The sequence below is a fragment of the Anaeropeptidivorans aminofermentans genome (assembly GCF_940670685.1).
Taxonomy (GTDB): domain Bacteria; phylum Bacillota; class Clostridia; order Lachnospirales; family UBA5962; genus Anaeropeptidivorans; species Anaeropeptidivorans aminofermentans.
The window spans coordinates 1,524,920-1,550,353 of record NZ_OW711693.1 but is presented as its reverse complement, the minus strand read 5'-3'; the positions used below and the strand labels follow the sequence as shown (position 1 = coordinate 1,550,353).

The 25,434-nt window shown below is 38.3% G+C and carries 24 protein-coding genes and 1 pseudogene; 7 read left to right on the top strand and 18 right to left on the bottom strand.

All coding sequences use genetic code 11. The features are described from left to right. Positions 1–11: 11 nt before the first annotated feature. The 7 genes and pseudogenes from NBX03_RS06370 to NBX03_RS06340 all read right to left on the bottom strand — a co-directional run bounded on the left by NBX03_RS06370 (position 12) and on the right by NBX03_RS06340 (position 6,552). Positions 12–1,469 carry a chlorohydrolase family protein gene (locus NBX03_RS06370; protein WP_250229917.1) on the bottom strand — a complete coding sequence of 486 codons (1,458 nt, stop codon included), beginning with the start codon at positions 1,467–1,469 and terminating at the stop codon, positions 12–14. Between the two features lie 12 nt (positions 1,470–1,481). After that, complete coding sequence (locus NBX03_RS06365) at positions 1,482–2,966, bottom strand: amidohydrolase family protein (protein ID WP_250229916.1); 1,485 nt, start codon at positions 2,964–2,966, stop codon at positions 1,482–1,484. 167 nt (positions 2,967–3,133) lie between these two features. Then, positions 3,134–4,486 carry an allantoinase AllB gene (gene allB, locus NBX03_RS06360; protein ID WP_250229915.1) on the bottom strand — a complete coding sequence of 451 codons (1,353 nt, stop codon included), beginning with the start codon at positions 4,484–4,486 and terminating at the stop codon, positions 3,134–3,136. A 10-nt stretch (positions 4,487–4,496) separates the two neighbouring features. Next, positions 4,497–4,853, bottom strand: coding sequence for a cupin domain-containing protein (locus tag NBX03_RS06355; protein WP_250229914.1), 357 nt, complete (start codon positions 4,851–4,853; stop codon positions 4,497–4,499). 133 nt (positions 4,854–4,986) lie between these two features. After that, complete coding sequence (locus NBX03_RS06350; RefSeq protein WP_250229913.1) at positions 4,987–5,232, bottom strand: hypothetical protein; 246 nt, start codon at positions 5,230–5,232, stop codon at positions 4,987–4,989. A 204-nt stretch (positions 5,233–5,436) separates the two neighbouring features. Then, positions 5,437–6,393: pseudogene (locus NBX03_RS06345) on the bottom strand (pyridoxal-phosphate-dependent aminotransferase family protein); the annotation flags it as partial. Between the two features lie 18 nt (positions 6,394–6,411). Further along, positions 6,412–6,552, bottom strand: a complete 141-nt coding sequence (locus NBX03_RS06340) for a hypothetical protein (RefSeq protein WP_250229911.1) — start codon at positions 6,550–6,552, stop codon at positions 6,412–6,414. Positions 6,553–6,702: 150 nt separating this feature from the next. Between NBX03_RS06340 and NBX03_RS06335 the strand changes: the two genes are divergently transcribed. Beyond that, complete coding sequence (locus NBX03_RS06335; RefSeq protein WP_250229910.1) at positions 6,703–7,467, top strand: IclR family transcriptional regulator; 765 nt, start codon at positions 6,703–6,705, stop codon at positions 7,465–7,467. 13 nt (positions 7,468–7,480) lie between these two features. On the opposite strand, the gene NBX03_RS06330 is transcribed toward NBX03_RS06335, so the two are convergent. From NBX03_RS06330 to NBX03_RS06285, 10 genes are all read right to left on the bottom strand, one after another. After that, on the bottom strand, positions 7,481–7,663 hold the full coding sequence (locus tag NBX03_RS06330) for a hypothetical protein (RefSeq protein WP_250229909.1): 183 nt from the start codon (positions 7,661–7,663) through the stop codon (positions 7,481–7,483). 487 nt (positions 7,664–8,150) lie between these two features. Continuing rightward, a complete protein-coding gene (locus NBX03_RS06325) occupies positions 8,151–9,083 on the bottom strand; it encodes a CobW family GTP-binding protein (RefSeq protein ID WP_250229908.1) in 933 nt (310 codons plus the stop codon). A 1-nt stretch (position 9,084) separates the two neighbouring features. Further along, positions 9,085–10,884, bottom strand: a complete 1,800-nt coding sequence (locus tag NBX03_RS06320; protein WP_250229907.1) for an ASKHA domain-containing protein — start codon at positions 10,882–10,884, stop codon at positions 9,085–9,087. Next, a complete protein-coding gene (locus NBX03_RS06315; RefSeq protein WP_250229906.1) occupies positions 10,877–11,908 on the bottom strand; it encodes a uroporphyrinogen decarboxylase family protein in 1,032 nt (343 codons plus the stop codon). The genes NBX03_RS06320 and NBX03_RS06315 overlap by 8 nt, the downstream gene beginning before the upstream one ends. Before the next feature lie 418 nt (positions 11,909–12,326). After that, complete coding sequence (locus NBX03_RS06310) at positions 12,327–13,187, bottom strand: uroporphyrinogen decarboxylase family protein (protein WP_250229905.1); 861 nt, start codon at positions 13,185–13,187, stop codon at positions 12,327–12,329. 206 nt (positions 13,188–13,393) lie between these two features. Beyond that, on the bottom strand, positions 13,394–14,047 hold the full coding sequence (locus NBX03_RS06305) for a corrinoid protein (protein ID WP_330638493.1): 654 nt from the start codon (positions 14,045–14,047) through the stop codon (positions 13,394–13,396). 13 nt (positions 14,048–14,060) lie between these two features. Next, positions 14,061–15,149: a uroporphyrinogen decarboxylase family protein gene (locus NBX03_RS06300; protein ID WP_250229904.1), complete on the bottom strand. Its 1,089-nt coding sequence runs from the start codon at positions 15,147–15,149 to the stop codon at positions 14,061–14,063. Between the two features lie 23 nt (positions 15,150–15,172). Next, entirely contained in the window at positions 15,173–15,937 is a 765-nt protein-coding gene (locus NBX03_RS06295; RefSeq protein ID WP_250229903.1) for an ABC transporter permease, read from the bottom strand. A gap of 342 nt (positions 15,938–16,279) precedes the next feature. Continuing rightward, positions 16,280–17,455 (bottom strand): ABC transporter substrate-binding protein, encoded by a 1,176-nt coding sequence (locus NBX03_RS06290; protein WP_250229902.1) that lies wholly within the window; start codon positions 17,453–17,455, stop codon positions 16,280–16,282. Positions 17,456–17,607: 152 nt separating this feature from the next. After that, entirely contained in the window at positions 17,608–18,399 is a 792-nt protein-coding gene (locus tag NBX03_RS06285) for an ABC transporter ATP-binding protein (protein WP_250229901.1), read from the bottom strand. 788 nt (positions 18,400–19,187) lie between these two features. Here NBX03_RS06285 and NBX03_RS06280 point away from each other — a divergent pair. The 5 genes from NBX03_RS06280 to NBX03_RS06260 all read left to right on the top strand — a co-directional run bounded on the left by NBX03_RS06280 (position 19,188) and on the right by NBX03_RS06260 (position 23,493). Then, positions 19,188–19,601 (top strand): RrF2 family transcriptional regulator, encoded by a 414-nt coding sequence (locus NBX03_RS06280; protein ID WP_250229900.1) that lies wholly within the window; start codon positions 19,188–19,190, stop codon positions 19,599–19,601. Positions 19,602–19,920: 319 nt separating this feature from the next. Beyond that, positions 19,921–21,558: an InlB B-repeat-containing protein gene (locus NBX03_RS06275; RefSeq protein WP_250229899.1), complete on the top strand. Its 1,638-nt coding sequence runs from the start codon at positions 19,921–19,923 to the stop codon at positions 21,556–21,558. Between the two features lie 67 nt (positions 21,559–21,625). Then, positions 21,626–22,429: a class B sortase gene (locus tag NBX03_RS06270; RefSeq protein WP_250229898.1), complete on the top strand. Its 804-nt coding sequence runs from the start codon at positions 21,626–21,628 to the stop codon at positions 22,427–22,429. Between the two features lie 550 nt (positions 22,430–22,979). Further along, positions 22,980–23,171: a YdeI/OmpD-associated family protein gene (locus tag NBX03_RS06265; RefSeq protein WP_250229897.1), complete on the top strand. Its 192-nt coding sequence runs from the start codon at positions 22,980–22,982 to the stop codon at positions 23,169–23,171. 22 nt (positions 23,172–23,193) lie between these two features. Next, positions 23,194–23,493 carry a DUF3892 domain-containing protein gene (locus tag NBX03_RS06260; protein WP_250229896.1) on the top strand — a complete coding sequence of 100 codons (300 nt, stop codon included), beginning with the start codon at positions 23,194–23,196 and terminating at the stop codon, positions 23,491–23,493. 434 nt (positions 23,494–23,927) lie between these two features. On the opposite strand, the gene ytaF is transcribed toward NBX03_RS06260, so the two are convergent. Further along, complete coding sequence (ytaF, locus tag NBX03_RS06255) at positions 23,928–24,563, bottom strand: sporulation membrane protein YtaF (RefSeq protein ID WP_250229895.1); 636 nt, start codon at positions 24,561–24,563, stop codon at positions 23,928–23,930. 160 nt (positions 24,564–24,723) lie between these two features. On the opposite strand from ytaF, the gene NBX03_RS06250 reads away from it, so the two are divergent. Beyond that, positions 24,724–25,428, top strand: a complete 705-nt coding sequence (locus NBX03_RS06250) for a helix-turn-helix domain-containing protein (protein ID WP_250229894.1) — start codon at positions 24,724–24,726, stop codon at positions 25,426–25,428. Positions 25,429–25,434: the final 6 nt, after the last annotated feature.

Here is a 25,434-nt window from a genome sequence, read left to right as displayed (position 1 = left end):
AAGACCTGCATTTAACAGGTTTTAAATGTAGGCGGAAACATTTCATCCGGCTTAATTTTATTGCCGCTTCGCATTAAATAATCCTTTTTCATTTTATCATAATATTGCTGCGCTTTCACCTGTGCAGTTTCATAATCGAACCCGGGAATCACTCTGTTTTTCATAACGACTCTGCCGTTAATTATGCTTGTTACAACGTCCCTTCCTGCAGCGCACATGCCCATAGTACGTATGGGGTCATCAACAGCGCCTATATGATAGCCTGATAAATCAATGATAATAATATCGGCTTTCGCTCCTTCACATAAGCGTCCAAGGTCGTCTCGCTTAAGGGCTTTGGCACCGCCAAGAGTTGCCGCCCTGTAAAATTCGCCGTAGCTGTTTTCTTTCCTGTTATTATCTTTATGCTGGGCATAGGCGCTTCCCATACGGATATTCTGAATGATGTCCGGTGGAAAAGTATCCGTACCCATGGACATTTTAACCCCTTTTCGTATGTATCGGCCGAAAGACTCAAGCACCGTGCCTCCTCTTGAATACACAAGAGGGCAATGGATAACCGATGCGCCTGTTTCTACGAGAATATCCAAATCCCTGTCGCTTTTGTCTTCCATTTTTGAATATCCCGATGCCCATATGGCATGGGGAATGAGCGTTCTGTCATCAAGGAAATTAAGGCTTTGCAGATATTCGATGGTGCTTTTGCCGTACTTCTTCTGAATCGTATTATATTCAAATTCACCCTGGGCAGCGTGAAGGCGTACGGGGCAGTCCATTTCTCTGGCAAATTCTTTGGTTTTTAATATAACTTCTTCCGTTTGCAGCTCTATTCTTTCGGGAACCATGACGGCATTGATAAGCCCCTCATAAGCGCCTGCAAACTTAAAGGCAAACTCCTTTGCCCTCTCAAGCCCTGCCATGCCGTCATTATCCATCTGTTCGATTCTTAAAGAACCATCGGGGTTTGTAACCGTCATGTTTGAAATATAGCTGGGGCCTAAATAAACCCTCAGGCCCAGATTTCCTGCATGATGGGCGGCAGCTACAGCCTCCTCATAGGTCTCGCCGCACTTTTTATAGTATACGCTTGTAATAGGCATTGCCGTAGTCACACCGTGCATAATCAGCTGGCTATAAGCATAAAGGGATTTAAAAGCTTCTTCTTCAACGGTCATATTTTCTCTGCGGTTATTAAAATACTCTTCACACCAGTACAAATGCTTTTTATTATCAGGATTTATTTCAGAAAATATTAAAGCATGGTCAATGTCTCCCAGCGCGTCCAAATCAATAAATCCCGGGCTTATGATTGCGTTTCCGCCTTCTATCAGCTCGTCAAAGTCACCGTCATAATTTTTACCGGCGAAAATAATTGTATCGCCTTCATATACAACACATCCATTTTCATATACTGCATGATCATTTCCATCGTAACCTATGACATATTTTCCCGTAACTTTTGTTTTCATTGCCTTTCCTCCCTATTCAACCGGCTCATAACGGTTCTCGTTCACATACGCTCTGGTATTCCCCCAAAAAGTATCGCAGGGCTCCATATATTTTCTTGCTCCTGCTCTGTCAATTGTCGCAAGGGATTCTTCTTCAGCCTCTTTTATCACATCAAATTCATCAACGGATAATACTTTGCGGTTTTCCATTAAAAGCTTTCCATTAATAATCGTATTATCAACATCCTGCCCCGTACCAAAAATCAAAAGCTTATGCACCGGCATAAAATCCGGTGTCAAATGGGGCTGATTCATATTGACTGTTATGATGTCCGCTTTTTTACCTACCTCAATAGAGCCCAGCTCATCGTCCCAGCCGATGGCCTTGGCTGCGTCTATGGTTATCATTTCCAAAAGCTTTCCCTGCGGCAGATAATAGGTATTATGTAAAAAGCCCTGATGAAGCATGCGGGTATTCTTTGCGGCTATGAGCATATCGAAGGAAACACCGGGCGAAGTACCGTCTGTGGAAATAGCAACATTGGCGCCAAACTCCATGAGCTCCGGCACAGGACAGCGGTTAAATATCTGAGCAGCAGACGGAGAGCTTGAAACATGGGTTTTTGTTTCGGCAAGTATCCTTATTTCGTCCGTTGAGATGCCCCTGCAGTGCTGAACGTGTACATCTGGGCCTAAAAGGGCATTTTCATCTGTCGCCGCAAGGCGAATCATGCCGCCGAAAGCTTCTGTATGAATCCGTGTATTGTATTTTTTTGCCATCTCCCGAACTTTTGCTGTCATATACCTGTCGTGTTTAGAGAGATTTGCGGCAACATCAGGCGCCGTCTGATTTGATTGATTCACGGAAGTAACCATAACGAAGGGCGCTACAAAAACCCGTATTAAATCATCAGCCATATGGTTAGCCTGTTTTATGGTTTCTTCTGTTCCGTCCATAAGCTCGTCAAAAGTATATTCCGTTTTAATCCACTTGCCGTTTAGAAGCCTTGAAAAAGGCCTTGGAAAAGGCGGATTTGACGGCCCTACAGCTAAAACCTCTCGTACGCCTACTTCTGCGTAGCCTTTGCCATGGTTTACGGGAAACACCGCATTGTCACTTCTTTGAGCATTACTTATCATGCTTACGCCGCAGGTTACGCCAAACTTAAGGCGCTCAAGGGCCGCAAGCTTGCCATCTTTATACCAAAATTCATCGGTTGTATTATGATGATAGAGTTCCATCATAATAGGCATCCAATAGCTTGAGGTATCATAAGCCAAAGATTTGAACATACAATGGCCTGCATGAGAATGGGTATCGATAAATCCGGGCAGTATCAGCTTTTTATAACAATCGATTACTTTCTTTGCACCTTTTTCGTATTTTTCTTTCAGTTCTTTGGCGCTTCCTACTTCATGGATGCGGTCTCCCTTTACGGCTACTGCACCATTTTCGATAATCCGCCGGGAATTATCCATTGTTATAACCGTGCCGTTTATCAGAAGTATATCAATCATAGTGTATCCCCTTTCTGATTTAATATTGTTAAAAGCAGGCCGCCGGCAAATCGGCAGCCTGCTTTTTGCCTTACAGCAATATGAGAACTATTTATAAAGACTAAATAATTTTTCATTGGTTTAATTTTACCCAATTATAATACTGTTGTGAAGTAGCTTCTTATTTACTATTGAATTAACCTGCCGTATCCCGGCTTTCCAACAATTATTTCATTCTGATAAATTACTTGCCCTCGCAGAATAGAGGTTACGACGCAGCCTTTTCCCTTTAATCCCTCAAACCCTGAAATCTTATTGGTATAAAGGAGCTTATCACCTTTAATCTCCCACTCCTTTTCAGGGTCTACAATAGCTAAATCCCCGTCAGCCCCGGGAATCACTGCCCCTTTTGCAGGATAAAGATCAAATGCCTTTGCCGCTCCAAGGCTCATCATTTTAGCCACATAACAGGGACTCAGCTTCCGTTTATGGTACACCTCGTTAAATATTACCTGAAAACCGGTTTGAACGCCGCTTATACCGCTCCAAACATCCCATATGCTTTTTTTGCCGCCATCGTCTAATTTTTCCTCAGAGGACGCCGGAGAATGGTCACTTACAACACAATCCAACGTGCCGTCAAGCACATATTGCCAGAGGCCCTCTCTTGCCTGCCCATTTCTCAAAGGAGGCGCGCATTTTAAGAGGGTTCCTTTTTCAAGCATATCTTCCTCAGTAAATACCAAATAATGGGGGCATGTTTCAGCTGTTATTTTTACACCTTGATGCTTTGCTTTTCGTATTTCTTCCGCAACCTCCGGATGGCTGACATGGCATATATGCACCTTCGCACCTGTATACCCTGCCATATCGATTATATTTTTAGTTGCAATGAACTCTGCTATCAGAGGGCGAGAATCTAAAAAGTCTCTTCGGGTATTTTTGCCTGCCTGGGTAATTTTCTTTTCTTCTTCCGCAATAATATGATAATCCTCACAGTGGAAACCAAGCATTAGTTTAGTGCCAGCAAGCTTTTCCATGGCCTTTTTAATGATACCGTTATTTACAAACGGATAATCAGAGCCTGCACTGCTCATAAATGCTTTAAAATGCTTTGCGCCAATATCCGCCATTCCATCAAAATCAGCAATATTATCATTTACAAAGCCGCCCCAAAAGCAATAATCAATATAAGAAGCATTTTTAACTGCTTCCGCCTTATTTTTATATGCGTTTATGTTAAGGAGATTCGGGGTATTCTGCAAAGGCATGTCAATTATAGTAGTAATGCCGCCTGCCGCTGCCGCTTTGGAGCCCGTTGAAAATGTTTCCCGCCAGTTATATCCCGGATCATTGAAATGCACATGAGGATCAATCCCTCCCGGAAAAATAAAATTGCCTTTTGCATCAATTTCTTCTGCCGCGGCAATGACCTCATCTCCTGTCATAATTGCCGCTATTTTACCATCTTTAATATATACATCCCCTTGGTAGACCCTGTCGGCATCAACGATTCTTCCGTTTTTCACTCTTACATCCATCTTGACCCCCCTATTTTTTATTCGTAAACATAATAAAGGCTATGTATTTAAGGGTTTTCTCACCATGACATTTAATGGCGTGAAACTCACCGTCTCTGCAAATAGCATAATCTCCGGGCCGCAAAATGGTTTCTTCACCGTTATCATTGTAAAGCGCTTCACCTTCAAGTATAAAATAGGCCTCCTGCTCGCCAATATGCTGGTGCCAGCCAATTGAATCGCCTGGGTGAATGATACTGATTCCGTAGAGCCTGCCAATACCGTGAAAATCTTCCGGTTCAAAGAGATTTTCAATTTCAATGATACCGTCTCCGCCTTTCAGATTAGGCTCATATACTTTACGATACTCTCCCTGTCTTTTTACCATGAGAATCCTCCATTCCTATTATTGGATATGCGTTAATAAACATTTTATAATATAACATGCGCTGCCTTTAACCGCTTGGATATAAGTTAATTATGAATAAAATATAAAGCGTTGTATACCGCATTAAGGATAATTATATTGCTTTCAAATTATCTATATTTGATAATTTATGCTTTGGAGAATCAAATATTGGGCTTCTATAGTCCTTTTTTAGTAAATAAGGATAAATACCTATCGTATTTTTAGCTGAATGAAAAGAATTTTTATCAAATCTGACAGTTTGTATTAATACTGACCCCGGAGGCTCCCTTATGTCTTTATATGCACAGTATTTAGCCATCCTGTGGAATATATTACACAGGATATTATTTTTGTTCATCTCGCCCCTGTATAAAAGTAAAACATATTTACATTTACTCTGCCCTTTTTATTTTGAACGCCGGTACAATATAATAAATAATAGGCCAGTCTCTCATAAGAAGTTTTTCGCTGGAAAATAAAAAAAGAGATAAAAATACTGGACTGCCCGATTTACTCGTCAACAGTCCAGTAAAATATAGATTCTTCTATACTTAAGGATTTACTATTTAGAAGTGATTTCTTTAATGGCTTTCAAGACAAATTCAACATTATAAGGCTGAGCATTATAGCCCATAAGACCGATTCTTACTATTTTGCCGCTTAAAGTGCCGAGGCCGGCGCTGATTTCTGTATTGTATTCCTTAAGGAGCTTATCTCTTAAAGCGGCCTCATCAATACCTTCAGGCACAACGATGGCATTTAGCATAGGAAGTCTGTATTCTTTATCAACAAGCATTTCCCAACCCATTTCTTCTATGCCTTTTACTAACTGTTCATGAACATTCTGGTGACGATTATAAACTGTTTCCATGCCCTCTTCCAATATATTATGTATAGCCTGGTAAATACCGTAAAACATATTGATTGGCGGCGTATGATGATATACCCTTGTGTTTCCTTCCCAATATTTTGTCAATAAGGACATATCCAAATACCAGTTTGGAACATGGGATTTACGATTATTAATAAACTCTACAGCTCTGTCTGAAAATGTAATCGGTGAAGCTCCCGGAGGACAGGAAAGGCATTTTTGTGAACCGGAATAACAAATATCAATACCCCATTTATCAACTTCCACAGGCATACCGCCCAAGGCTGTAACCGCATCAACAAGGAAAAATGTATCTTTATCCTTTAATAATTTGCCGATTTCTTCCACAGGGTTACGAACGCCTGTTGAGGTTTCTGCGTATACTACTGCTACAATTTTATAATCCTCTTTACTAAGCTTATCAGCTACCCTATTTATATCTACAGGTGTTCCCCACTCAAAGGCAAGCTCTGTAACCTCAGCGCCCAAACGGGAAGCTACATCAACCATCCTCTGACCAAATACCCCATTTTGAAGTACAAGAACTTTATCCCCATGTTCAACCATGTTTACAAAAGCTGCTTCCATGCCAATTGAACCCGTGCCGCTCATGGGAACTGTAAGCATATTCTTTGTACCCATAATTGTACGAAGACCTTCTTTTACTTAGTCCATAATTTTAATAAAATATGGATCCAGATGCCCAAGGGTACTGCGGGACAAAGCATAATAAGTACTAGGTGCTACGCTGCTTGGGCCTGCCCCCATTAACAATGTGTTTTGAATGCCGTCCAATAAATTTTTCATTATTACGCCTCCTAATTTCATTTAATGAAATTTAGTTTTATTTTATGAAATAATTGTAGCATTCTGATTTTTTAAAGTCAATAACTCTTGACAATAAATTTTAATAATTGTATTATAATTTCAATAAATGAAATCATCAGAGGTGTTTATATGGCCAGCAGTGAAACAAAATATAACCAGTCAGTAGGAAAGGCTTTGAAGATTATTGAGGTGCTCGCGCAATCTATTGAACCCATGCGTTTGATGGATATTGCCGCAATGGTAGAGATGCCCACAAGCACAACTTTGAGAATGATTACTGCACTAATGCAATATGGATATGTATCTCAGGAAAATCATACGCAAAAATACTTCTTAACTTTAAAATTTGCCCGTATTGGCTCTATGGTGGCCTCCCGGTTTAATATACGAGACATTGTGCATCCATACCTTTTAAAATTATCCAACAATTACAAAGAAGCTTCATGTATGGCAATTGATGATGACATGGGGGCGTTATATATAGATGTTGTTGACGGGCCTGACGGAATGCTTAAAATTATGCAGCATATCGGCAAGCGTTCCGCACTGCACTGCTCAGGCGTTGGCAAATGCTTGCTTCTAAACTATGATGAACAAATGATAGACAGTTTAATTGCTGAAAAGGGGCTCGCTGTTTTTACGCCCAATACAATTACTACAAAAGAAGCCTTGATTGCCGATTTACAATCTGTAAGAGAAAAAGGATATGCCATTGATGATGAAGAATGCGAATTAGGCGCCCGCTGTGTTGCGTGCGGAATCAGTGACAGTTCAGGTAAAATCGTAGCGGCAATCAGCATATCCGGCCCTGTAAACAGAATGACTTATGATTATGTAGAAACCATCAGCGCTTCTCTTATGGAAATATCGGGGGAAATTTCAAAATTTCTTTAGTATTAATTTCACTTTATAATATATAGAGTTTCTTAACCTTAGAATTAATTACTTTCCCTACGTCCGTAACTGGGGCAGAAACAATTCTAGCAAGGAATGTTTTTAAATCCTCCTCTGCTTTTACAACCAGAGTTCTCAAAGTCCATGCAGGCCTGTTTCTCTCTTCTATTTCCTTGTCAAACAGGCTGCTCCTCAATTAATTACAGGCTCCTCTATGGGCTTGTCTTTCTTCGCTGATAAGCTTAATACAAATTATTAAGCTTATATAGAACTAAGTAAGACTAAATTAATAAAGGTTCTTTTCTGTTTCTGTTGCATTTTGGAACATAGTCCATATACGGCTCTTGTTACCGTTTTATTTAAAGCTTGCTAAAATCGCAAAGGGTGATTCAGAGAATATAAAAAGCCTAAATCTGTCTAAAAAGGCTGATAATCTCAATGAGATTATCAGCCTTTTTAGCTTTATATTTTTCCTTAATTCCCGCCTGATATGGCAGAAATTATTAGTTTTATAGTAAATTTCACAGAAGGATGTAATAAAAATCTATTTTTCATAAACGGCTTAAACATATAAAAGCCCTATGTTTAAGCCATTCAAAATATACGATTTTTATTACTGTTTAATCTGAAATTTACTATAACCGATAAAGATTTCATGTTATTTCGTATACTGTTTTCTAAAATCAGCATATTTTAAATTTATCCTCTAAAAGAGCTTTATTAAGATTTCTGCCTATAAAAGTAATAATACTCTCCTCATGTTTTGAGGGAGATATTTTAATATGCCCGGGAAGATAATCAAAATGCAAGCTTCCAGTATCTGAAGCCGACTTGAGAAATCCCTTGGCTCTTAAAAGCGTCATATTTTCATTAAGGCTTATTTCTTCAAAAATGCTTTTTATTTCTGCCTCTTCAAATAGTCCGTCGGCTTTTAAGCTTACAGTCATAAATTGATTGGCAGAATGGTCATGATGATGGTGAGCATGCTCTGAAGAAACGCATAATTCTTCTTTTATTGTGCTTAAAGAATCATTAAAATACCCATATACTTTTTCAGAGCTTAAATAAATCCAGTTTTCTGAAAAACAAGGAGCATCATTTATTTGCCGGAGATATTCTTTTATCTTTTTTATACTTTTATCATTTAGGCCTTCTGTATGGGATAGCACCAATTTTGACGCAGATTCTATTTGGTTTCCGAAAAAGTCACCAAAATCTTCTATGTAATCCCAGAAATTCGCGCAGTCCACCAAATTTATAATATTAGAAATTTGTATTTTACCTTTTTCTATCAGGGGAAACAGTGAATTTATTATATCGCTTGTCTTTCCTAATCCCGATGGCTCAATTAAAACCAACTGAGGAGATTCTGAATTTATTAAATCCTCGCATAATTTTACAAGGTCACTGGAAAGAGAACAGCATATACAGCCCGATGAAAGCTCTTTTATCGGCAGCCCATAGGAATTTAAAATAATGCTGTCTATGGAAGTGTCTCCGAAATCATTTTCTATAATAGCTGTCTTCTTGTTTTTTAGAAAACAAGGAAGTATTTTATTTAAGAGTGTGGTTTTACCTGAACCGAGAAAGCCTGTTATTAATATAAATTCAACCATTTCATTCCCCCTTTTTTTCTGGAAACTCAAGACATTTTATAAACAGCTTCTCATAATCCTCCATGGCGCTTAGTTCAATATAATCTATGTAGGAAGCAAGCTTTTCCATTTCCAATCTTGCTTCAGCGCTAAGGAGAGCAACTTGGGCACCGGCTTTTGACGTATTTCCGATGTATGAAATTTTATTTTCCGTTCCCAGAGGCAAAATACCGCTTCCTATAAGGCTATCGGCTGTAAGATGAGAACCGAATTGCCCGGCAATCAATATTTCATCAAGCCCCTCCATAGAAACGCCCATATTATCAAGAAGCGCATAAAACCCTGAAAGTATTGCGCCTTTTGCCAGTTGAACCTGTCTTATATCCTTCTGGGTAATAATAATTTTATTTTCATTTTTCTCATATAAAATAATGCCTTTGTTCTTTCCTTCCTGCCACAGCATAGGAAGCTGTTTCTCGTTTAAATCCTTTTCCTTATAAATTGCACCGTCTTTTCTGATAAAGCCTTCCTGTATCAATTCCCGCAAAGCGGCCATTATACCGCTTCCGCAAATCCCCTCAGGCTCTTTATTTCCTATAACCTTTATATCTGACTTTCCTTGTTTCAAGGATATTTCCTCTATGGCTCCGTCGGCCGCTCTCATGCCGCTGCTTATATTCATGCCTTCTAACGCCGGGCCTGCCGCACATGAGCAGGATACTATTTTTCCATTTGAAGAAAACAGTATTTCTCCGTTTGTCCCTATATCAATAAAAAGTACATTTCCCTGCTTTTTATAAATTTGACTTACATAAGCCCCGGCAACGATATCCGAACCTATATAAGATGATACGGACGGAAGGCAGTAGAGCATTGCGTATTCAGGCAGTTCTAATCCTGCCAAAGATGCCTTTATGTATTTTGCACCGTTAAATACAGGCGCAAAGGGAGAGCAGCCTATGGAATCCGGCTGAACCCCAAGGAGCAGATGAAGCATGGTATTATTTGCGGCAACGGCTGCCTCATATATATTCTTCTTATCTATATGGGTTTTGACGCAGAGAAGCTCAACCATCTTATTGAGGCAATGAACAATATTATTTTGCAGATTTTTCAATCCCTCAAGAGGATTTTCAAGGACATATGTAATTCTTGTTATCACATCTAAGCCATATTGCTTTTGGGTGTTTATACTTGATTCGCTGGCCAGTTCCTCACCTGTATTCATATCTATTAAAGAGGCGACAACTGTAGTTGTGCCTATATCAATCGCGATGCCATAGCGCTTATTAGAGGTATCCCCTGCTTCAATGTGAATTATTTTATTTCCTGCAAGTACCAAAGTATATTCACCTTGCTCTGTAGGAAGAACTTTAAGGGCGTTGTATTCTATTTCTAAAGCGCCGGTGTTTTTAAGAAAAATTTCCTCATAGGAAATATGTTCGCCTATCTTGGGGCTTTCCAGAGTAAAAGGAACCTTCCTTATAAAAGGGTTCAGTTCAAAATCAGGCATATATCCGCCGGTAAGAATCCTATGGGTCGTATGCTTATTTTCAAGCTTTACTTTTATATCTCCTTCTGGGTAAACGATGCAGGCTAGACGATAGCCTTCTTTTTGTTCTCGTGAGCTTAACACTGAAGTCTCCGTTTGCGTAACTTCCGGTAAATCTCCTTCAACTACAATTTTGCATTTTCCGCATATGCCTTTGCCGCCGCAAGGGCTTTCCGATAACAATCCCTTGTCGCATAATATATCCAAAAGGCTCTTCCCATGCTGGTATTCAATTGTTTCATTGCTTGGCAAAACAGTTATCTTACTCATCAATACCTTCCTCTTTTACCGTCTTTAGCATAGCCTGAAGATTTGCAAGAGGAGAATTGTTTCCCAATCCGCAAGCAGGCGATATGATACTTGAACTGGACCTCATACAATATCTTGTTATATCGGCAACCTTAGGCGCAGTGCTAAATTCTATAGCGTAGGTGCTTACATTACCCATAATGGCTTTTTCCGGAAGATTTTTCTTGGCTTCTTTTAAGTTGACAATGGCATCCAGGCTTATGGTATTGCAATCAATGGAAGAAAGATTGGTATATACCTTTTTCATTTGTCCGCAGATATGCACTATAAATTCAGCCCGTTCTGTTTTTTCTTTAATGCCGTTTATAACTTTATTGATATATCTGACAACAAATTCGTCAAAAAACTTAGGGCCTAATATTTCTCCTGTGCCGCTGGGGTCGGAGATAGCAATAATATCAGCCCCTGCCTCAATTTGCTTAACGCCAAACTCTATCAGATGCTCACAAATAAACTCCATAAGCTCGTGAGCCTGCTCTTTATTTTTTCTAAGCTCCTTATAATATACGGAAGGCTCCATAAGAGAAGAAGCTATGCTTACCGGCCCTGTTAAATTTGCAATAATCGGCACATCGCCGCCATATCCTTTTAAAACTTTTATTGCATCAAGAACAACTTTCATGCGCCCTTTATTGCAATCCGGTTTTTTAAGCTGCTGCCAATGGCTTACGGAATCTATGGCATAGCCTATGACATGAGGCTCATAATTGATAGAACCCATATCTACCACTGCACCCATTGCTTCTACTTCAACCGTCATGCAAAAGGGTACTCCGTAATTTTCGAAGCAATTATTATCATGAACTGCTTTTGTAAGCTCTGCCATAAGCGTTGGGTCTAAATGAGCATCAGGCCAAAATATCTTTGAATTTTCCATAACCCCTTTAGTCACCATATTCATCATTCCGCCGGGACATATACAGGGCGGCCTGTCCACTTTTTTAAGATTCATGGCAGATATCAGCCTTGATTTTTCTGTTATCATCTAAATCTCCTTATTAAAATCGATGTTTTGCTTTATAGTAAATTTCAAGTTAAACAGTAACAAGACCGTATATTCCTGTAGGCTTAAAAATGTACCCTTTCCGAAGGAAATCCGTGTTTTTGAGCCTTTAATGAATAGGTTTTTGTTCCTTCTTTATAGAAATTTTACTATATTCTAAAAAGCAAAAGATTAAAGTATCTATACAGTATTATCCTAAGAGACTCTTTAAGCATTAAATCCCTTAGGCAGTGTCTAAAATAGTCAAATCAAAAAGAATTCCGGCCACGGGAAATATAGCTTTGCATAGCAAAATCCTGAGAAAAAATGCAGAAACAGCAGAACTGTTTCAAATATTTTTGAAGATGAAGTCACATTTCTATGGCAAAACAGACTATGTTTTGGACTTTTCAGACACGCCCTAGTTTAAAATAATTTCTTTAAATTTATCCCCTACTATATAATCTTTATTTTTCACGCAGTTTTGGCCTGTTATTTTTATAATATCCTTATATTTAATACAGGCTTCTGAAAATTTCATAGGCTCAGGTATATAGAAATCCTCATATCTTGCAAAGCCGAAGCCTATCAGCATAACGGTTATTTTCGGGCAAATCTGAATGACTGAATAATTATTTATACAGTCTAAAAGCTTTTTTAAAAAAGGCACCGTAGAAAACTCTGTCCATTCCTTCGCCATATTGGGGCCTAGTATATCAATAGATGCTATGGGATCGGCATAGCATATAATATCTGCATAATTTTTAGCAATATCAGCATAAATAAGCATTTGCCCATTTAAAAAATCAAGTATTCTCAACATGTATTCTTTATCTTTTCTCCATGCCTTGAATACCTCTTTAAGCTCTATTAAATTATTAAGTATGGTCATGGGGCCGCTTATTTCCAAACATACGGTTTCCCCTGCCTGCTTTAACATTTTACAGGCAGAAATAACTTCTGCAATTCTTCCCATTGTAAAATCTATAGGCAAAAGCATCTCTAAATCCTTTATATTCCTTACCTTATACTCTTTTACTCTGGGGCCAAACAGGGCGTCTCCGAAATTGATAAACGCACCGAAGCATTCCGCTTCTATTGTATGGCAAAACGGCAGTATGCATAAGGGACTGTTACCGGCTGTTTTTATTTTAAGAGCAAGCTCTGCCATATCTTCGGCTTTTTGATAAGCTTGCGGAAATTTTATACTATTATCGTCACTAACAAGTGAAATATCGTCTGCATTGCTGTGAACACATTTAAAATCGGATATTTTATCCATCACAAAACCCCACTACTTATATATAAAAAGCATATAGATAAAAACGAATTTTATCGCCTTTATACCCCTTATAGTAAAACAATTAGATTACAGTAACAAAAACCGTATATTTTGAATGGCTTAATAGAAGCGTTTCTATTATATTAAGCCGCTTATGAAAAATAGGTTTTGTTACTACTTTAAAGTTGTTTTACTTTATCATCAAATTACCGGGATATTCCGACTAATTTATCAACCAGATGCACTGCCTCGATTGCATTGACGGAATACCCGTCGGCGCCAATTTTATCGGCAAAGCTTCTGGAAATCGGGCCGCCGCCTACAACTACCTTTACATTGCTTCTGATGCCTTCCGCTTCTAAAAGCTCAATTACTTTTTTCATATTATTCATGGATGTGGACATAAGAGTAGACATGCCTAAAACGCTTGCATTATATTCCTTAACAGCCTTTACAAATTCCTCTACCGGCACATCCCTGCCAAGGTCAATAAGCTCATAGCCGGCTGATTCCAGCATAATTTTCACCAGATTTTTTCCTATATCATGGGTATCGCCTTGAACTACCCCCATCACAATTTTGTGACCGTTGCCAAATTTTTCCTGGGAAAGCAGAGGGCGAAGAACATCTAAACCGTTATACATAGCAGCAGAGCAAATTAAAAGCTCCGGCAAAAAATACTCTTCCTCCTCATAAAGCTGGGCAGCTTTATTCATGCCGTCTACAAGGCCTTTTAATATGCCGTCTAAAGGATCATACCCTGCATCTGCATACGCCTTAGCCACCTCCGATATTTCATCATCTTCCATTTCCAATACACAACGAGAAAGCTCTTCTAACAACTCTTCCTTGCTTGCCATAATAGAATTCCCCCTATATGATTTTTTTCTTGCAGTCGGCAATCATAGCTTCTACTTTGTTTATATTGACGGGATATCCCACATCGCGTACAGTATCCATCATTTCCTTAATATTATCAAAAGGTGAGTCAACAGGAAGGCTGCAGCCGGACATAACTACATAACCTTTCGGATTGTCATAACCTTCTTGAATGCATTCCAGTGTTTTTAGCCTTACATCAAACGGCGTTCCTGAATACATGATTCCTCCCGGGTCAACATTGCCAAGTATTTTTGTTTTGTCTCCTATGATGTTTTTGCACTCGGTAAGGCTTGCCACGTTATCTATGCTCATTCCCGCAATGCCCATTTCTGCAAGGTCGGGCCATATTTTATTTGTCTGGCCGCATATATGAATGATAACGCCCTTGCCCTTTTCCTTTATGAACTCTACCAGCTCTTTCAAATAAGGCAATGAAAATTCCTTGAATACCTTAGGGCTTACTACCGTACAGGAAGACATGGGCTCTGAAATTGAAGGCGTAAGCCCTATTTTTATACCTGCTTCCGTATAGGCTTTAACCGTTTCCAAAGAAATTTTACAAAGCTCATGTATCGCCTCAGGATTTTTGCGGATGCATGTCAAAGTTTTTTCAACCCCCAGCAAAAAGAAAGCATTTGTAAAGGGTCCTACGACGCCAAAGGAGCAGCCTATTTCACTGCCGACTTCATCAACAAGGTATTTCATTGCATCCAATTGAATGGGAAGCCTGCCGTCTTTATAAGGATTTGCCGGCATAAGCCTTGAAATTTCCTTTTCATCGCTTATTGCAGGCTTATCTAAATCAACCGTATTATCATCCGGCTTTACAACGGTTGCGCCCATAGCTTCAGCCCAAGGGAAAAGATCGGTAAAAATACGGATACTGTCATAGCCGAATTTACGGTAAGAAGCAATTTGTGCTTTTGCCAGCGTTTTGGCGTCCGTATTAAATTCTGATATTTTGCAGCCATATACCCGGGCAACCCCGTTGGCGACATTTGGATTGCATGGCAGGCGGTCTGCGGATTCTCCTTTCGCAATAGCGGCAGCACGTTGTGAAGGCGTCATACGGTCTATCATAGTATCTCTCCTAACAAATTCAATTAATTATTGGTTGTCCAATATAATATTTTCGCTTTTATAAAATCAAATAAATACAAAATAATTACCAGAACCATGGACATAAACAAAAAGCCTACGGCTACCAGGTCAAAACGTCCGAAATCTGAATAATACTGTATAAAATAGCCCATACCGGAGGTAGCGCCAAACATTTCAGCAACAGCAAGCAGCATAAATGCCAGCTTAAGGGCTATGGTACACCCTGTAAGAATGGCCGGAGAAGCCGCCGGTAAAATAATACGGAATAATCTGTGAACCTTAGGAACTTCAAGAGTAGAGGCATTTTCCAAATATCTTCTGTCAATTGTCATCACCGCTGTTATGGTAGTTCCTAAAATAATCCAAAAGCAGCCTAAAAATATTATAAAAATAGACGCGATACGAAATGACGGAAGAATATTTATAGCATAAGGCGTAAGAAGCGTAACAGGAATTGCACTGAACGCATTAATATAGGGGGTCAGATTTTTGCGTACTAAATTTTTGGAGCCTATAAAGGCACCAATGGATATTCCGCAAAAAAGAGCCATAAAATAGGCAATAATTAATAAAGACATTGAGCTTTTCAAGCCTTCCATTAACTGAGGAAGATAGTCTTTAAAAAGCGGGGGAATAGCGCTTATGCTATAAAAAAGGAAAGGGTTCAAAAGATTAAAAACATCTGTAAGCAAAATATATGTAAGCAAAATTCCTATAAATATAAGAATGATTCCTAGCCTGTTTTTAATATAATTGCGGATTTTCATTGATGCTAAGCTCCTTATCTTAATGCATTTTTAAATATAAAATAGATCTTTTTCTTTTAAAATACCTAAAACATTATAAGGTTTGACGCAGTACAACAGCAATAGGATGCGTATAATTGCATATACACACCCCTGCTATATGATTTTTCTTATATTGACTTTATTTTATAGCTTTAATTATGTTCGCGGCATATTCATGCTAAATAAGAGGCAGATAAAAGAGGTCACATCCAGCCCGAAGGAAAAAATTATTGATGTTTTCTGAAAAAACCTTCCTTATGAAACATCTGCAAGCAGCGAATATCGGCCTTTTAGAACCTGCTGAATTAGTATGAACAGCCTCTAATTATTAGAATTAAACTGCTCCATTTTATCTTTAAAAAACTGGCTGTCTGGATAATCTTCAATAAGAGATTCAAGGGCACGTTTATAAATCTCAGAGTTCATATGGTCCTTTAAATCAATCTCACCAGTCTGCAAATAACCAAAATTAGCCATTTTATTCCACATTACTTCAACACTTTTTGTGTACGGGTCCGTATCATATTTCATGTGAGGGCTTAATACAAAACTATCTGCAGTTTCTTTTTGCAAATCAAGGTTTTCTACAACCAAGTCGGAAACTTCCTGCATATTGTCCTGCATATATTCTTCTGCCCGTAAATAAGAACGCAATAAGCGGTAAAGGGCCTCTTCATTATTGTCAACATATGTATTTGTGGCAAGCATACGGCAGCAAGAATGATTGTTCCATAATTCATCCGGCCACATTTTCACTTCAAGCCCCAAATCTCTGGCCTGAATTTGATATCCTGTAGCTGTTGCGCCGAAATCAACTTCTCCTTTGGCTATGGCCTGCAATACGTCGGTGTTTTTCTTGTACTCTATGAATTCAATCATATCAGGGTCATTTTCTGTACCGATAGTGGTTGTGCCTCCGTAAGTAAATGAATAGCCCTCATCGTATAAAATACCTTTCAGCACTATATCTGGAGTACCGCCTCTGGTTATGCCGATTTTTTTGCCTTTAAGGCTGGATAAATCCTTATATTCTGTTTCAGGTTTGCCATATACAGGGGTTTCACCGATGATCATATATCCTGCAAACATGTTAAAATCCTGGCCGTTTGCAATTTGAGTAAGCGGCCCGCCTGTTCCATATGTAGATAAAACATCCACCTGATTTGCCGTAAGAGCAGAAGCGGCATCTGAGAGATTACTGAGCCAAACCATTTCAACTTCAACGCCCTCTTCTTTATTAAAGCCGTGCTTTTCTGCAATAAACTGAAATACCTGTCCCGATGTAGGCTGGGCACCGACGCGAACCTTTAATACGTCTTCTGGTGCGGCCTTTTTCTCAGAATCTTTTGCCTCAGTCTCAGCATTTGCAGCAGGAGCCGCAGATTCAGCCGGCTTTTCAGCAGGAGCCGCATTTTCAGCTTTACTGCCGCAGCTCGTTAAGAATAAAGCTGATGCGCAGATAAGCATAAATATACGTGTTGTTTTGAAAAAATTCATAAATAATATCCTCCGTAGTCTTTAATGAGATTTTCTGTCCTAAAAAATTTTCAGTATCTGTATATAAAAATTTAGATAAAAGTAAATGTTTCACTTACCTTTTCTCTTTAAATTTTATTACCTAAAAATAATAATGCGGTCTTTTATAGAGCCTATTTGTATGCTCTCTCTTCTGCATCTTTATGTATGAGCTTTATAAGATAATTACGCAAATCCACGATTTCCGGTTCAGTATGCATATTTTTTCTGGTAGGCTTAATGCCCTCATCAAAGGAATGAGAATACATAATACTCGCCGGAGACTGGCTGAAAACCGATATATGGGTAGCCAAAAGCAATGCTTCATCAACTTCATGGGTTACAAAGAATATGGTTTTTCTTTTATCCCCTTCCTGCTGCCATAGCCGTAAAACCAAATCCTGTAATTTTGATTTGGTAACTGCATCTAAAGAGCCAAAAGGCTCGTCCATTAACAATATAGGCGGGTCAATAGCAAAGGCTCTTGCTATGCCGCAGCGCTGCTTTTGGCCTCCTGAAAGCTCTCCCGGCAATTTATCAAATAAAGACTCATCCATATCTACATTACGCATCCAATGGAGTGCCCTCTCTTTTCTCTCTGATTTTTTCATTTCAGGAAAACGATATTCAAGAGCAATCGTTATATTTTCCCCCGCTGTCATCCAGGGAAAAAGACCGTAATCCTGAAAAACTACGCCTCTTTGAAGGCTGGCCCCATTTATTGCTTTACCGTCTACAAGCATCTGCCCTCCCGTAGGCTTTTCAAGACCTGCAAGAAGACGCAGCAATGTACTTTTGCCGCAGCCGGACTGCCCTAAAAGACAGACGAAATCACCGGCCTTTACCTCCATATTGATATCCCCAAGCACTGCACCTTCATCGGAATTATAATAAAAACTAACATTTTGCATTGAAACATTAAGCATTAAAAATTGTCCTCTCCGCTGTAAGTATTAAAAAACACCATATATGCTTCTTCTGTGGAAATGTTTAAATAAGCTGACATAAAATACTCTTAACACAGGCTGAAAATATGTATAATAAACGGTTTCTTCGTTCTGCCTTTAAAACAGATTTAAACAGATTATTCGTCAGACTATATTCCATTATTACATGACGTGATTATTCTAACACAAATACCATTAGAGTTAATTTGCATTATCAAATAGCTTTATTGAATAATTATTAAAAAAATTTATATTAAAATACAAGTCCAGTAAAAATAAAGTATCTTGGCATAAGGCAGGTTATATATAGTGCAAAGCGAGCTTAAATTCACTTTTATGCCGCCGTTTTGGGATAACCCCTATGTCTTACTTAATAAGTAATCTTGGCTCATTCCCAATAAAAGGTAATTGCATTGTCAAAAATATTTGAAATAACACTGTTATTTCTATGTATTTTCCTTAAAATTCTTCTTTTCTTAGAAACTCCCCCTGCTTCGCTATTTTCAGAAACTATCTGATAAAAAATGGCTTTATTTATTTTTTATTTAATTTTATGAAAAGCTCTTTTAAGCATAATTGAATAACAAAAATTTTCAGTGTTATGATTCAGTACATGAAAACAGCAATTCAGTACATGATAATTATTATTAATGAGTTTTATAAGATAATCTTTACTCGTAAGGTTTATTATTCGACCGCAAACATGCATGATAAGGAAGGAGCTGAATAAATGCCTGTATTACTCAGGGCGGGAACTGGAGGATATAATGAAATTTCAAACTACAACTGACTATGCCATTAGAATAGTTGTTTATCTTACGCTTCATTCACCAAAACTTTTTTCTGCATCGGAAGCCGCAAGAGAGCTTGGCATGACCCATGCCTATTTTAATAAAATTGCTGTTTCTTTAAGAAAGGCAGGATTTATCGTATCCGTTCAAGGCCCGGGTGGCGGCTATAAACTGGCAAAGAGTGCCTCGGATATTACGCTATACGATATTGTATGTACTATACAGGGAGAAATTTATATTAACAGCTGTTTGGAAGATGATGGGTTCTGTACCCGTTTCGGTACAAACAGTAATTTATGTCCTGTACATAAGGTTTTTGGAATGCTTCAAGAAAATATTATAAACATTTTAAAAAGCCAAACTATTGAGAGTATCTGCAAAATGTCTTAGGTTCGTATATAAATATCCATTTTTCTACAGGGCATATGGAGAAAAAAGCAGGGTATACTAAACCAGAATATGCATTTAAAAGTAATATTTTATTAAATTAACTGGAAAAACTTAAGCAAATTTATTTATTTTTAAGATACAAAAGATGTTTAAAGTTAAACACTCTGTTTTAAAACAGTAGAGACAGAGGCTCAAAATTTCTGGCTTTTAAAAGTTTTAAGATGAAGCTTAAACAATTTTAAAATCGTTTTACTATAAACAAATGCTGCTCTATCTATTTACCTATCATAATAATAAGAGGAATAAAGGAGGAAACAAAATGAAAGAACGCCGCTCATTTAAGCGCGTGCTGACATTGATATTATCTTTAACATTAATCCTGGGGCTTACACCTGCTTCAACTCTGGCTCTGGAAAATAGTCTCTCATACTTAAATTCAGAAAATGAAGAACAATCATCCTCTGAATTACAGGATAATGCAGAATTAATTGAACAGGAGGAACTGAGCGAATCTTCTCAGGATAATGCAGAATTTACTGAACAAGAAGAATCCCTTGAATCTTCTCAAGATAATTCAGACTTAACGGAAGCTCCCTTAACAGATACACCGGATACTTTACAATCACAGCAGCTTTACAGTGATAACAACACATATGTTGTTGCATTCGATCCTGACGACGGAACGAATTATGGAAATTTTCATAAAGTTAATGTTCTTGCCGGAGAAACAATTACAGATATTCCTGCCGACCCTGAAAGAGAGGGATATTTTTTCGGAGGCTGGTACAGCCATCTCGATGAAAATGATGAACCTGTTTTATGGAATTTTGATACCGACACTGTAGAAGAGAATACCACCCTTTGGGCCGCATGGGAAAAGCAATGCATCGTAGCCTTCGACCCGGATGACGGCAAAACCCAATATCAGAACTTCTACAGGATTACGGTTCCCATAGGAAGCACCGTTGAAAAGCCCGAAGACCCCTTAAGAGACGGATACTTTTTTAAAGGCTGGTACAGCCATCTTGATGAAAATGATGAACCTGTCTTATGGAATTTTGATACCGATACAGTAGAAGAGAATACCACCCTTTGGGCCGCATGGGAAAAAGGTGCTATCGTAGCCTTCGACCCGGATGACGGTGTAGCTCAGTATCCTGATTTTTATAAAATTACAGTTTCCATAGGCAGTAAAGTTACTGATAAGCCCCAGGACCCTGTGCGTTTAGGATATATTTTTAAAGGCTGGTACAGTCATTTAGATGAAAATGATAGCCCTGTTTTATGGAATTTTGATTCTGATACGGTAGAAGAAAATATCACTCTTTGGGCCGCATGGGAAAAAGGTGCTATCGTAGCCTTCGACCCGGACGATGGTGTAGCTCAGTATCCTGATTTTTATAAGGTTACTGTTCCTGTAGGCGGTAAAGTTACAGACCGCCCTGCAAACCCTACCCGTTCAGGATATACTTTTAAAGGCTGGTACAGTCATTTAGATGAAAATGATAGCCCTGTTTTATGGAATTTTGATTCTGATACGGTAGAAGAAAATATCACTCTTTGGGCCGCATGGAAAAAAGATACAGGCAGCACTACCAATCCAGGTGGTTCTACTGATCCAGGAGATACCACGAATCCAGATAAGACGAAAGAACCCAATGAGAATAAGGTTCCTGAGAAAAACATAAATAATGGTAACACAACAGCACCAGAGGAAAGCAACTTACCAGAGGAATTTGTTAATATTGAAGATCAGGAAATACCAATTGGTATCAATACACCGGAAGCAGAGATAAAAATCGAAGAAACAAAAATACCTTTAGGAACTGGCATCTTAGATGATGTGCCTAAAACAGGTGATACAAAGCTTAAAATAAGTGTATATGCTACTTCTATCCTTGCATCAGCTCTTGTATTAATCGGATTATATGCATTTGAAAAAAAGAAGGCATTGTAAAAAGTTGTTTAAATTTATTGTATATAATTTAATATAATTAAATTCAAAATAGAAAGGCGGTCATAAAATGAGCAAGAAAAAAAGGATTATGGCTGCCCTTTCTATTTTTGTTTTATTCTATTCTTTCATGGTCCTTGGAAATTATTTTCTGGAAGATTATAGTTCAAAGGCACAAACAAAAGAGTTAATTGAGGAAATAGAAGATAAGGAAAGTCTTCTTAACGAAGAAGCAGAGTTCCCCTCCTCTCCTAATATGGAAATTCCCGATGAAACTGTATCTGAACCGGTTATGCTTCAAAAGTATCAGGAGCTGTACGAACAAAATCCTCATATCATCGGCTGGATAAAAATCGAAGGAACGAAAGTAAACTATCCTGTTATGCAAAATCCTGAGGATAAGGAATACTATCTCAATCATGATTTCAATAAAAACAAGAATATCAACGGTCTTCCTTTTCTTGACGCCCGCTCTGATGCCGAGGCCTCCGACATTTTGCTTATGCACGGCCATAATATGAAAAGCGGCCTGATATTCGGGGAATTAATAAGATATAAAGAGGAAGCCTATTACCAAAATCATTCTGTTATACAATTTGATACTCTTTACGAAGAAGCAGAATATGAAATTGTTGCCGTTATTATTTCCCGAGTATACTATAGTCATGAAAAAGCTTTCAGATACTATGAAACTGATAAGGTGCATACTGAAAACGATTTTAATTCATATATTCAAAACATTAAAGCCCTGTCCCTCTATGAAACAGGGATAACGCCTCTTTACGGCGATAAGCTCATTGTTTTGTCAACCTGCGAATATTCTTATGAAAACGGACGTTTAGCAGTTGTTGCCCGTAAAATTGATAACAATTAGGCTTATCCTATGAAAGCATCTTTTCATATCAAACAGCTAAATCAACTAATGTTTTTTTAGCAGCTGGTTATAGTAAATTTCAAATGAAACAGTAATAAAAATCGTATATTTTGAATGGCTTAAACATAGCGCTTTTATATGTTTAAGCCGCTTATAAAAAATAGATTTTTATTGCATCCTTCTGTGAAATTTACTATATTTAGAATTTATAGGCAAAGCTAATAATACTACCATATAATTGATTTAAATCAATACATTAATGCCTTTTAGGGTTACAAACAATCTGGACTTGGATACAAAAATAGAATAGAAGAAATTGAAGAATTTTTAGGAGCTGAAGTCATATATTTAAATCTTAAAAAAAGTGGCTTAATCGGTTATGTAATTTCCGATTAAGCCGCTTTTTTGTACCTTAAAGTAAAAGCCTTTCAATGCCAAAATAATCTGCCTTCCTTGATTATATTAAAAATGCTAAGTTTTACTATAAGTATAAATATTTAAAGAATATGCTTGTTTATTTCAGGTCACACTAACCATGAGGTGATGTAAAATGGAAAACAAAATAAATACTTCGGAAATCCCCATAGGACTAAGTATGGCGCTGGCCCAAGATTTAACAGCTATGAGCTATTTTGCCGGCCTGCCAAGATATAAGCAAAATGAAATAATTGAACAAACTCACAGTATCCAGTCAAAAGAGGAGATGCAATCGTTCGTTGCTTCCTTAAGAAAAGGACTCTGACAGGTCAGAAAGGAATAAAATTATGGAACATAATCAAAACAGCCTAGCCAGTCTGCCTATAATTGCCCTGCAGGATATTCCCACACCAAACGCTGATGCCCAGCAAATTGTAGCACTTGTGAAGGAGAAGGGAAAAGTAGCAGGATATAAGCTATCCGATGGACGTATCCTATCTAAAGAAGAAGGTGTTGCACTTGCCCGGCAGGGCGGAATTCAAGGTGTAGGCATTGCAACAAACCAAGGCACAGAATATCTGAAATCCCTGCCGGATGGCAACGAAAACAATAATCTCGGCAACCTTCCTTCCATCTCACAGAAGTAATATGCACTAGAACTATACTGAATTGCAAATAAAATAATAACGCTTAAAACTATGGGGCAATATCTGTAAGTGCCTGCCCTGCCGAAAACTTCATACCCTTTTAGAGTCAAAACCAACTGTAAGAAAGCTGTTTATACTAAAGTAATACTAAATTATAGTTAATAAATTAAAAAACCTTTATTCACTTACGCTTATATTGCTTTTTAAGTTTACTTAACATAAACAGCAGCATGAGTAACCTTCATTTTCTTATAAATAAAACAGCCGGCATTTCCTTTAAAAGGATAATTGCTGGCTGCTTTTTATCATAATCTATCCTCCCGCCGGCTCCGTACTCCCTACGTTCCTGACTTCAAAATAGCTGCTTTTCGCATATATATTTATTAAACTTCAAAACAGTCTTTTTATTTTTAAGTTTAATGAGTTTTTCTTCATTACATTAGTTTTAAAAATGCCAGAACAATCAGCATGATTCCGCTTAGCCATGAAAGATTAACGGATAGATTTTTTGCTACCCGCTCCCCTATAAAATGACCCGAAATAACCGCCAGTGTTCCGACAATAAAAGAGCAGAAGATTACGGCCCAAACATCTACATTTCCAAGCGCTGCGCCAAATCCCACCGCCAAACCATCCAGAGACAGCGCCACAGCAAGAGATGCAGCTTCCTCATGAGAAATCAGCTTAGAATCATCAACGTCTGCTTTCTCCGGGTCTGCATATAGGCTTAGAATAAACTTAAAATTTAACATTGAGAAACGGATTTCTTTATTGAAATTGGTGTGCTTTCGAATAAAGGTCTTGGTCATGCTGTCTAAAAGCTTCACGACTCCCAAAGCACACAAAATAAAAAAACAGATAAGCGCCGTTACTGATTCAGGGATATAGCCGCGGACAAAGCTCCCCGCCAGCAAAGAAATCCCCAGAATAACGCTGCAAATAATATTAATGACCTGTACAGAAGAAAATGGAATCTTTATTTTATTGCTTCCGTAAGCAAAACTAGCGATAAATGCATCTAAAGATAAGGCTGAGGCAAGCATCAGCGCCTCAAGAAAAACTAAGTACATTTGGTGGCACCCGCTTTCTATAGGATACCTTATCCTATGCCGATTTTCCCGCAGGTGTTACAAACATGCAACGAATCGTTTCATATTAGGTTAATTCCAACACAAAAAGGAAACACCAGGCATATAATAAGGTATTATTGCATAGCGGAGGTCATCAAAAATGAGTTTTATATCCGACAATATCACTTATGACGATCTCGATTTCCAATCCTCCAGCCATTTAATAAAAGCGGTAATGGAAAAGAAAAAGATCTCTATGCGCCAGCTTAACCTATGCTCCGGTATCTCGGTATCAACCATTTCCCGTATTATTTCAGGCAAACAAAAAGTCACCCTTGCCCATATAAAGGCTTTATCGGAATGCCTGGAAATTCCCATAGAGCATTTTCTGAAATTACACGGCATTTCCCTTATAAACCCGCCGTCGGATGAGCTCCGTATTGTTCATGCAATACGGGAAATGCTGTCCGGTTACCATATCAATTTAGCGACTGTTTGTGAAGAAATCCAAAAATCACTTCTTCAATATGAAGATTATGTACGTATTGAAGAAGGAAAGCAGATGGTAGCTAAAAATTTCCCTTCAAAAATCGAAAGCATTAATGCCTCAGGCCACGTCATTGACAGCTTAAACCAACTATATATGGAGTTTATGCAAGAAAGTACAGCAGTAGACAGGCAGATATTAATTGGCAGCGGCCTGCTTTATTTTATACTGACGATGGACGTAATACCGGATTATATTTTCCCTTTTGGCTATATTGATGATATGATTGCCCTGAGTATCGTAACACGGCGGCTTTCAGAATTAAAAATATCCTCCGGCGAATCTGAAAATACACCGTGTATCAATTCCGACATATAGCATATA

Excerpts from the sequence above, each read along its gene's own strand:
- NBX03_RS06370 (WP_250229917.1), bottom strand. The coding sequence starts at position 1,469 with ATGAAAACAAAAGTTACGGGAAAATATGTCATAGGTTACGATGGAAAT.
- NBX03_RS06365 (WP_250229916.1), bottom strand. The coding sequence starts at position 2,966 with ATGATTGATATACTTCTGATAAACGGCACGGTTATAACAATGGATAAT.
- allB (WP_250229915.1), bottom strand. The coding sequence starts at position 4,486 with ATGGATGTAAGAGTGAAAAACGGAAGAATCGTTGATGCCGACAGGGTC.
- NBX03_RS06355 (WP_250229914.1), bottom strand. The coding sequence starts at position 4,853 with ATGGTAAAAAGACAGGGAGAGTATCGTAAAGTATATGAGCCTAATCTG.
- NBX03_RS06350 (WP_250229913.1), bottom strand. The coding sequence starts at position 5,232 with ATGAACAAAAATAATATCCTGTGTAATATATTCCACAGGATGGCTAAA.
- NBX03_RS06340 (WP_250229911.1), bottom strand. The coding sequence starts at position 6,552 with ATGAAAAATTTATTGGACGGCATTCAAAACACATTGTTAATGGGGGCA.
- NBX03_RS06335 (WP_250229910.1), top strand. The coding sequence starts at position 6,703 with ATGGCCAGCAGTGAAACAAAATATAACCAGTCAGTAGGAAAGGCTTTG.
- NBX03_RS06325 (WP_250229908.1), bottom strand. The coding sequence starts at position 9,083 with ATGGTTGAATTTATATTAATAACAGGCTTTCTCGGTTCAGGTAAAACC.
- NBX03_RS06320 (WP_250229907.1), bottom strand. The coding sequence starts at position 10,884 with ATGAGTAAGATAACTGTTTTGCCAAGCAATGAAACAATTGAATACCAG.
- NBX03_RS06315 (WP_250229906.1), bottom strand. The coding sequence starts at position 11,908 with ATGATAACAGAAAAATCAAGGCTGATATCTGCCATGAATCTTAAAAAA.
- NBX03_RS06310 (WP_250229905.1), bottom strand. The coding sequence starts at position 13,187 with ATGGATAAAATATCCGATTTTAAATGTGTTCACAGCAATGCAGACGAT.
- NBX03_RS06305 (WP_330638493.1), bottom strand. The coding sequence starts at position 14,047 with ATGGCAAGCAAGGAAGAGTTGTTAGAAGAGCTTTCTCGTTGTGTATTG.
- NBX03_RS06300 (WP_250229904.1), bottom strand. The coding sequence starts at position 15,149 with ATGATAGACCGTATGACGCCTTCACAACGTGCTGCCGCTATTGCGAAA.
- NBX03_RS06295 (WP_250229903.1), bottom strand. The coding sequence starts at position 15,937 with ATGAAAATCCGCAATTATATTAAAAACAGGCTAGGAATCATTCTTATA.
- NBX03_RS06290 (WP_250229902.1), bottom strand. The coding sequence starts at position 17,455 with ATGAATTTTTTCAAAACAACACGTATATTTATGCTTATCTGCGCATCA.
- NBX03_RS06285 (WP_250229901.1), bottom strand. The coding sequence starts at position 18,399 with ATGCTTAATGTTTCAATGCAAAATGTTAGTTTTTATTATAATTCCGAT.
- NBX03_RS06280 (WP_250229900.1), top strand. The coding sequence starts at position 19,188 with ATGAAATTTCAAACTACAACTGACTATGCCATTAGAATAGTTGTTTAT.
- NBX03_RS06275 (WP_250229899.1), top strand. The coding sequence starts at position 19,921 with ATGAAAGAACGCCGCTCATTTAAGCGCGTGCTGACATTGATATTATCT.
- NBX03_RS06270 (WP_250229898.1), top strand. The coding sequence starts at position 21,626 with ATGAGCAAGAAAAAAAGGATTATGGCTGCCCTTTCTATTTTTGTTTTA.
- NBX03_RS06265 (WP_250229897.1), top strand. The coding sequence starts at position 22,980 with ATGGAAAACAAAATAAATACTTCGGAAATCCCCATAGGACTAAGTATG.
- NBX03_RS06260 (WP_250229896.1), top strand. The coding sequence starts at position 23,194 with ATGGAACATAATCAAAACAGCCTAGCCAGTCTGCCTATAATTGCCCTG.
- ytaF (WP_250229895.1), bottom strand. The coding sequence starts at position 24,563 with ATGTACTTAGTTTTTCTTGAGGCGCTGATGCTTGCCTCAGCCTTATCT.
- NBX03_RS06250 (WP_250229894.1), top strand. The coding sequence starts at position 24,724 with ATGAGTTTTATATCCGACAATATCACTTATGACGATCTCGATTTCCAA.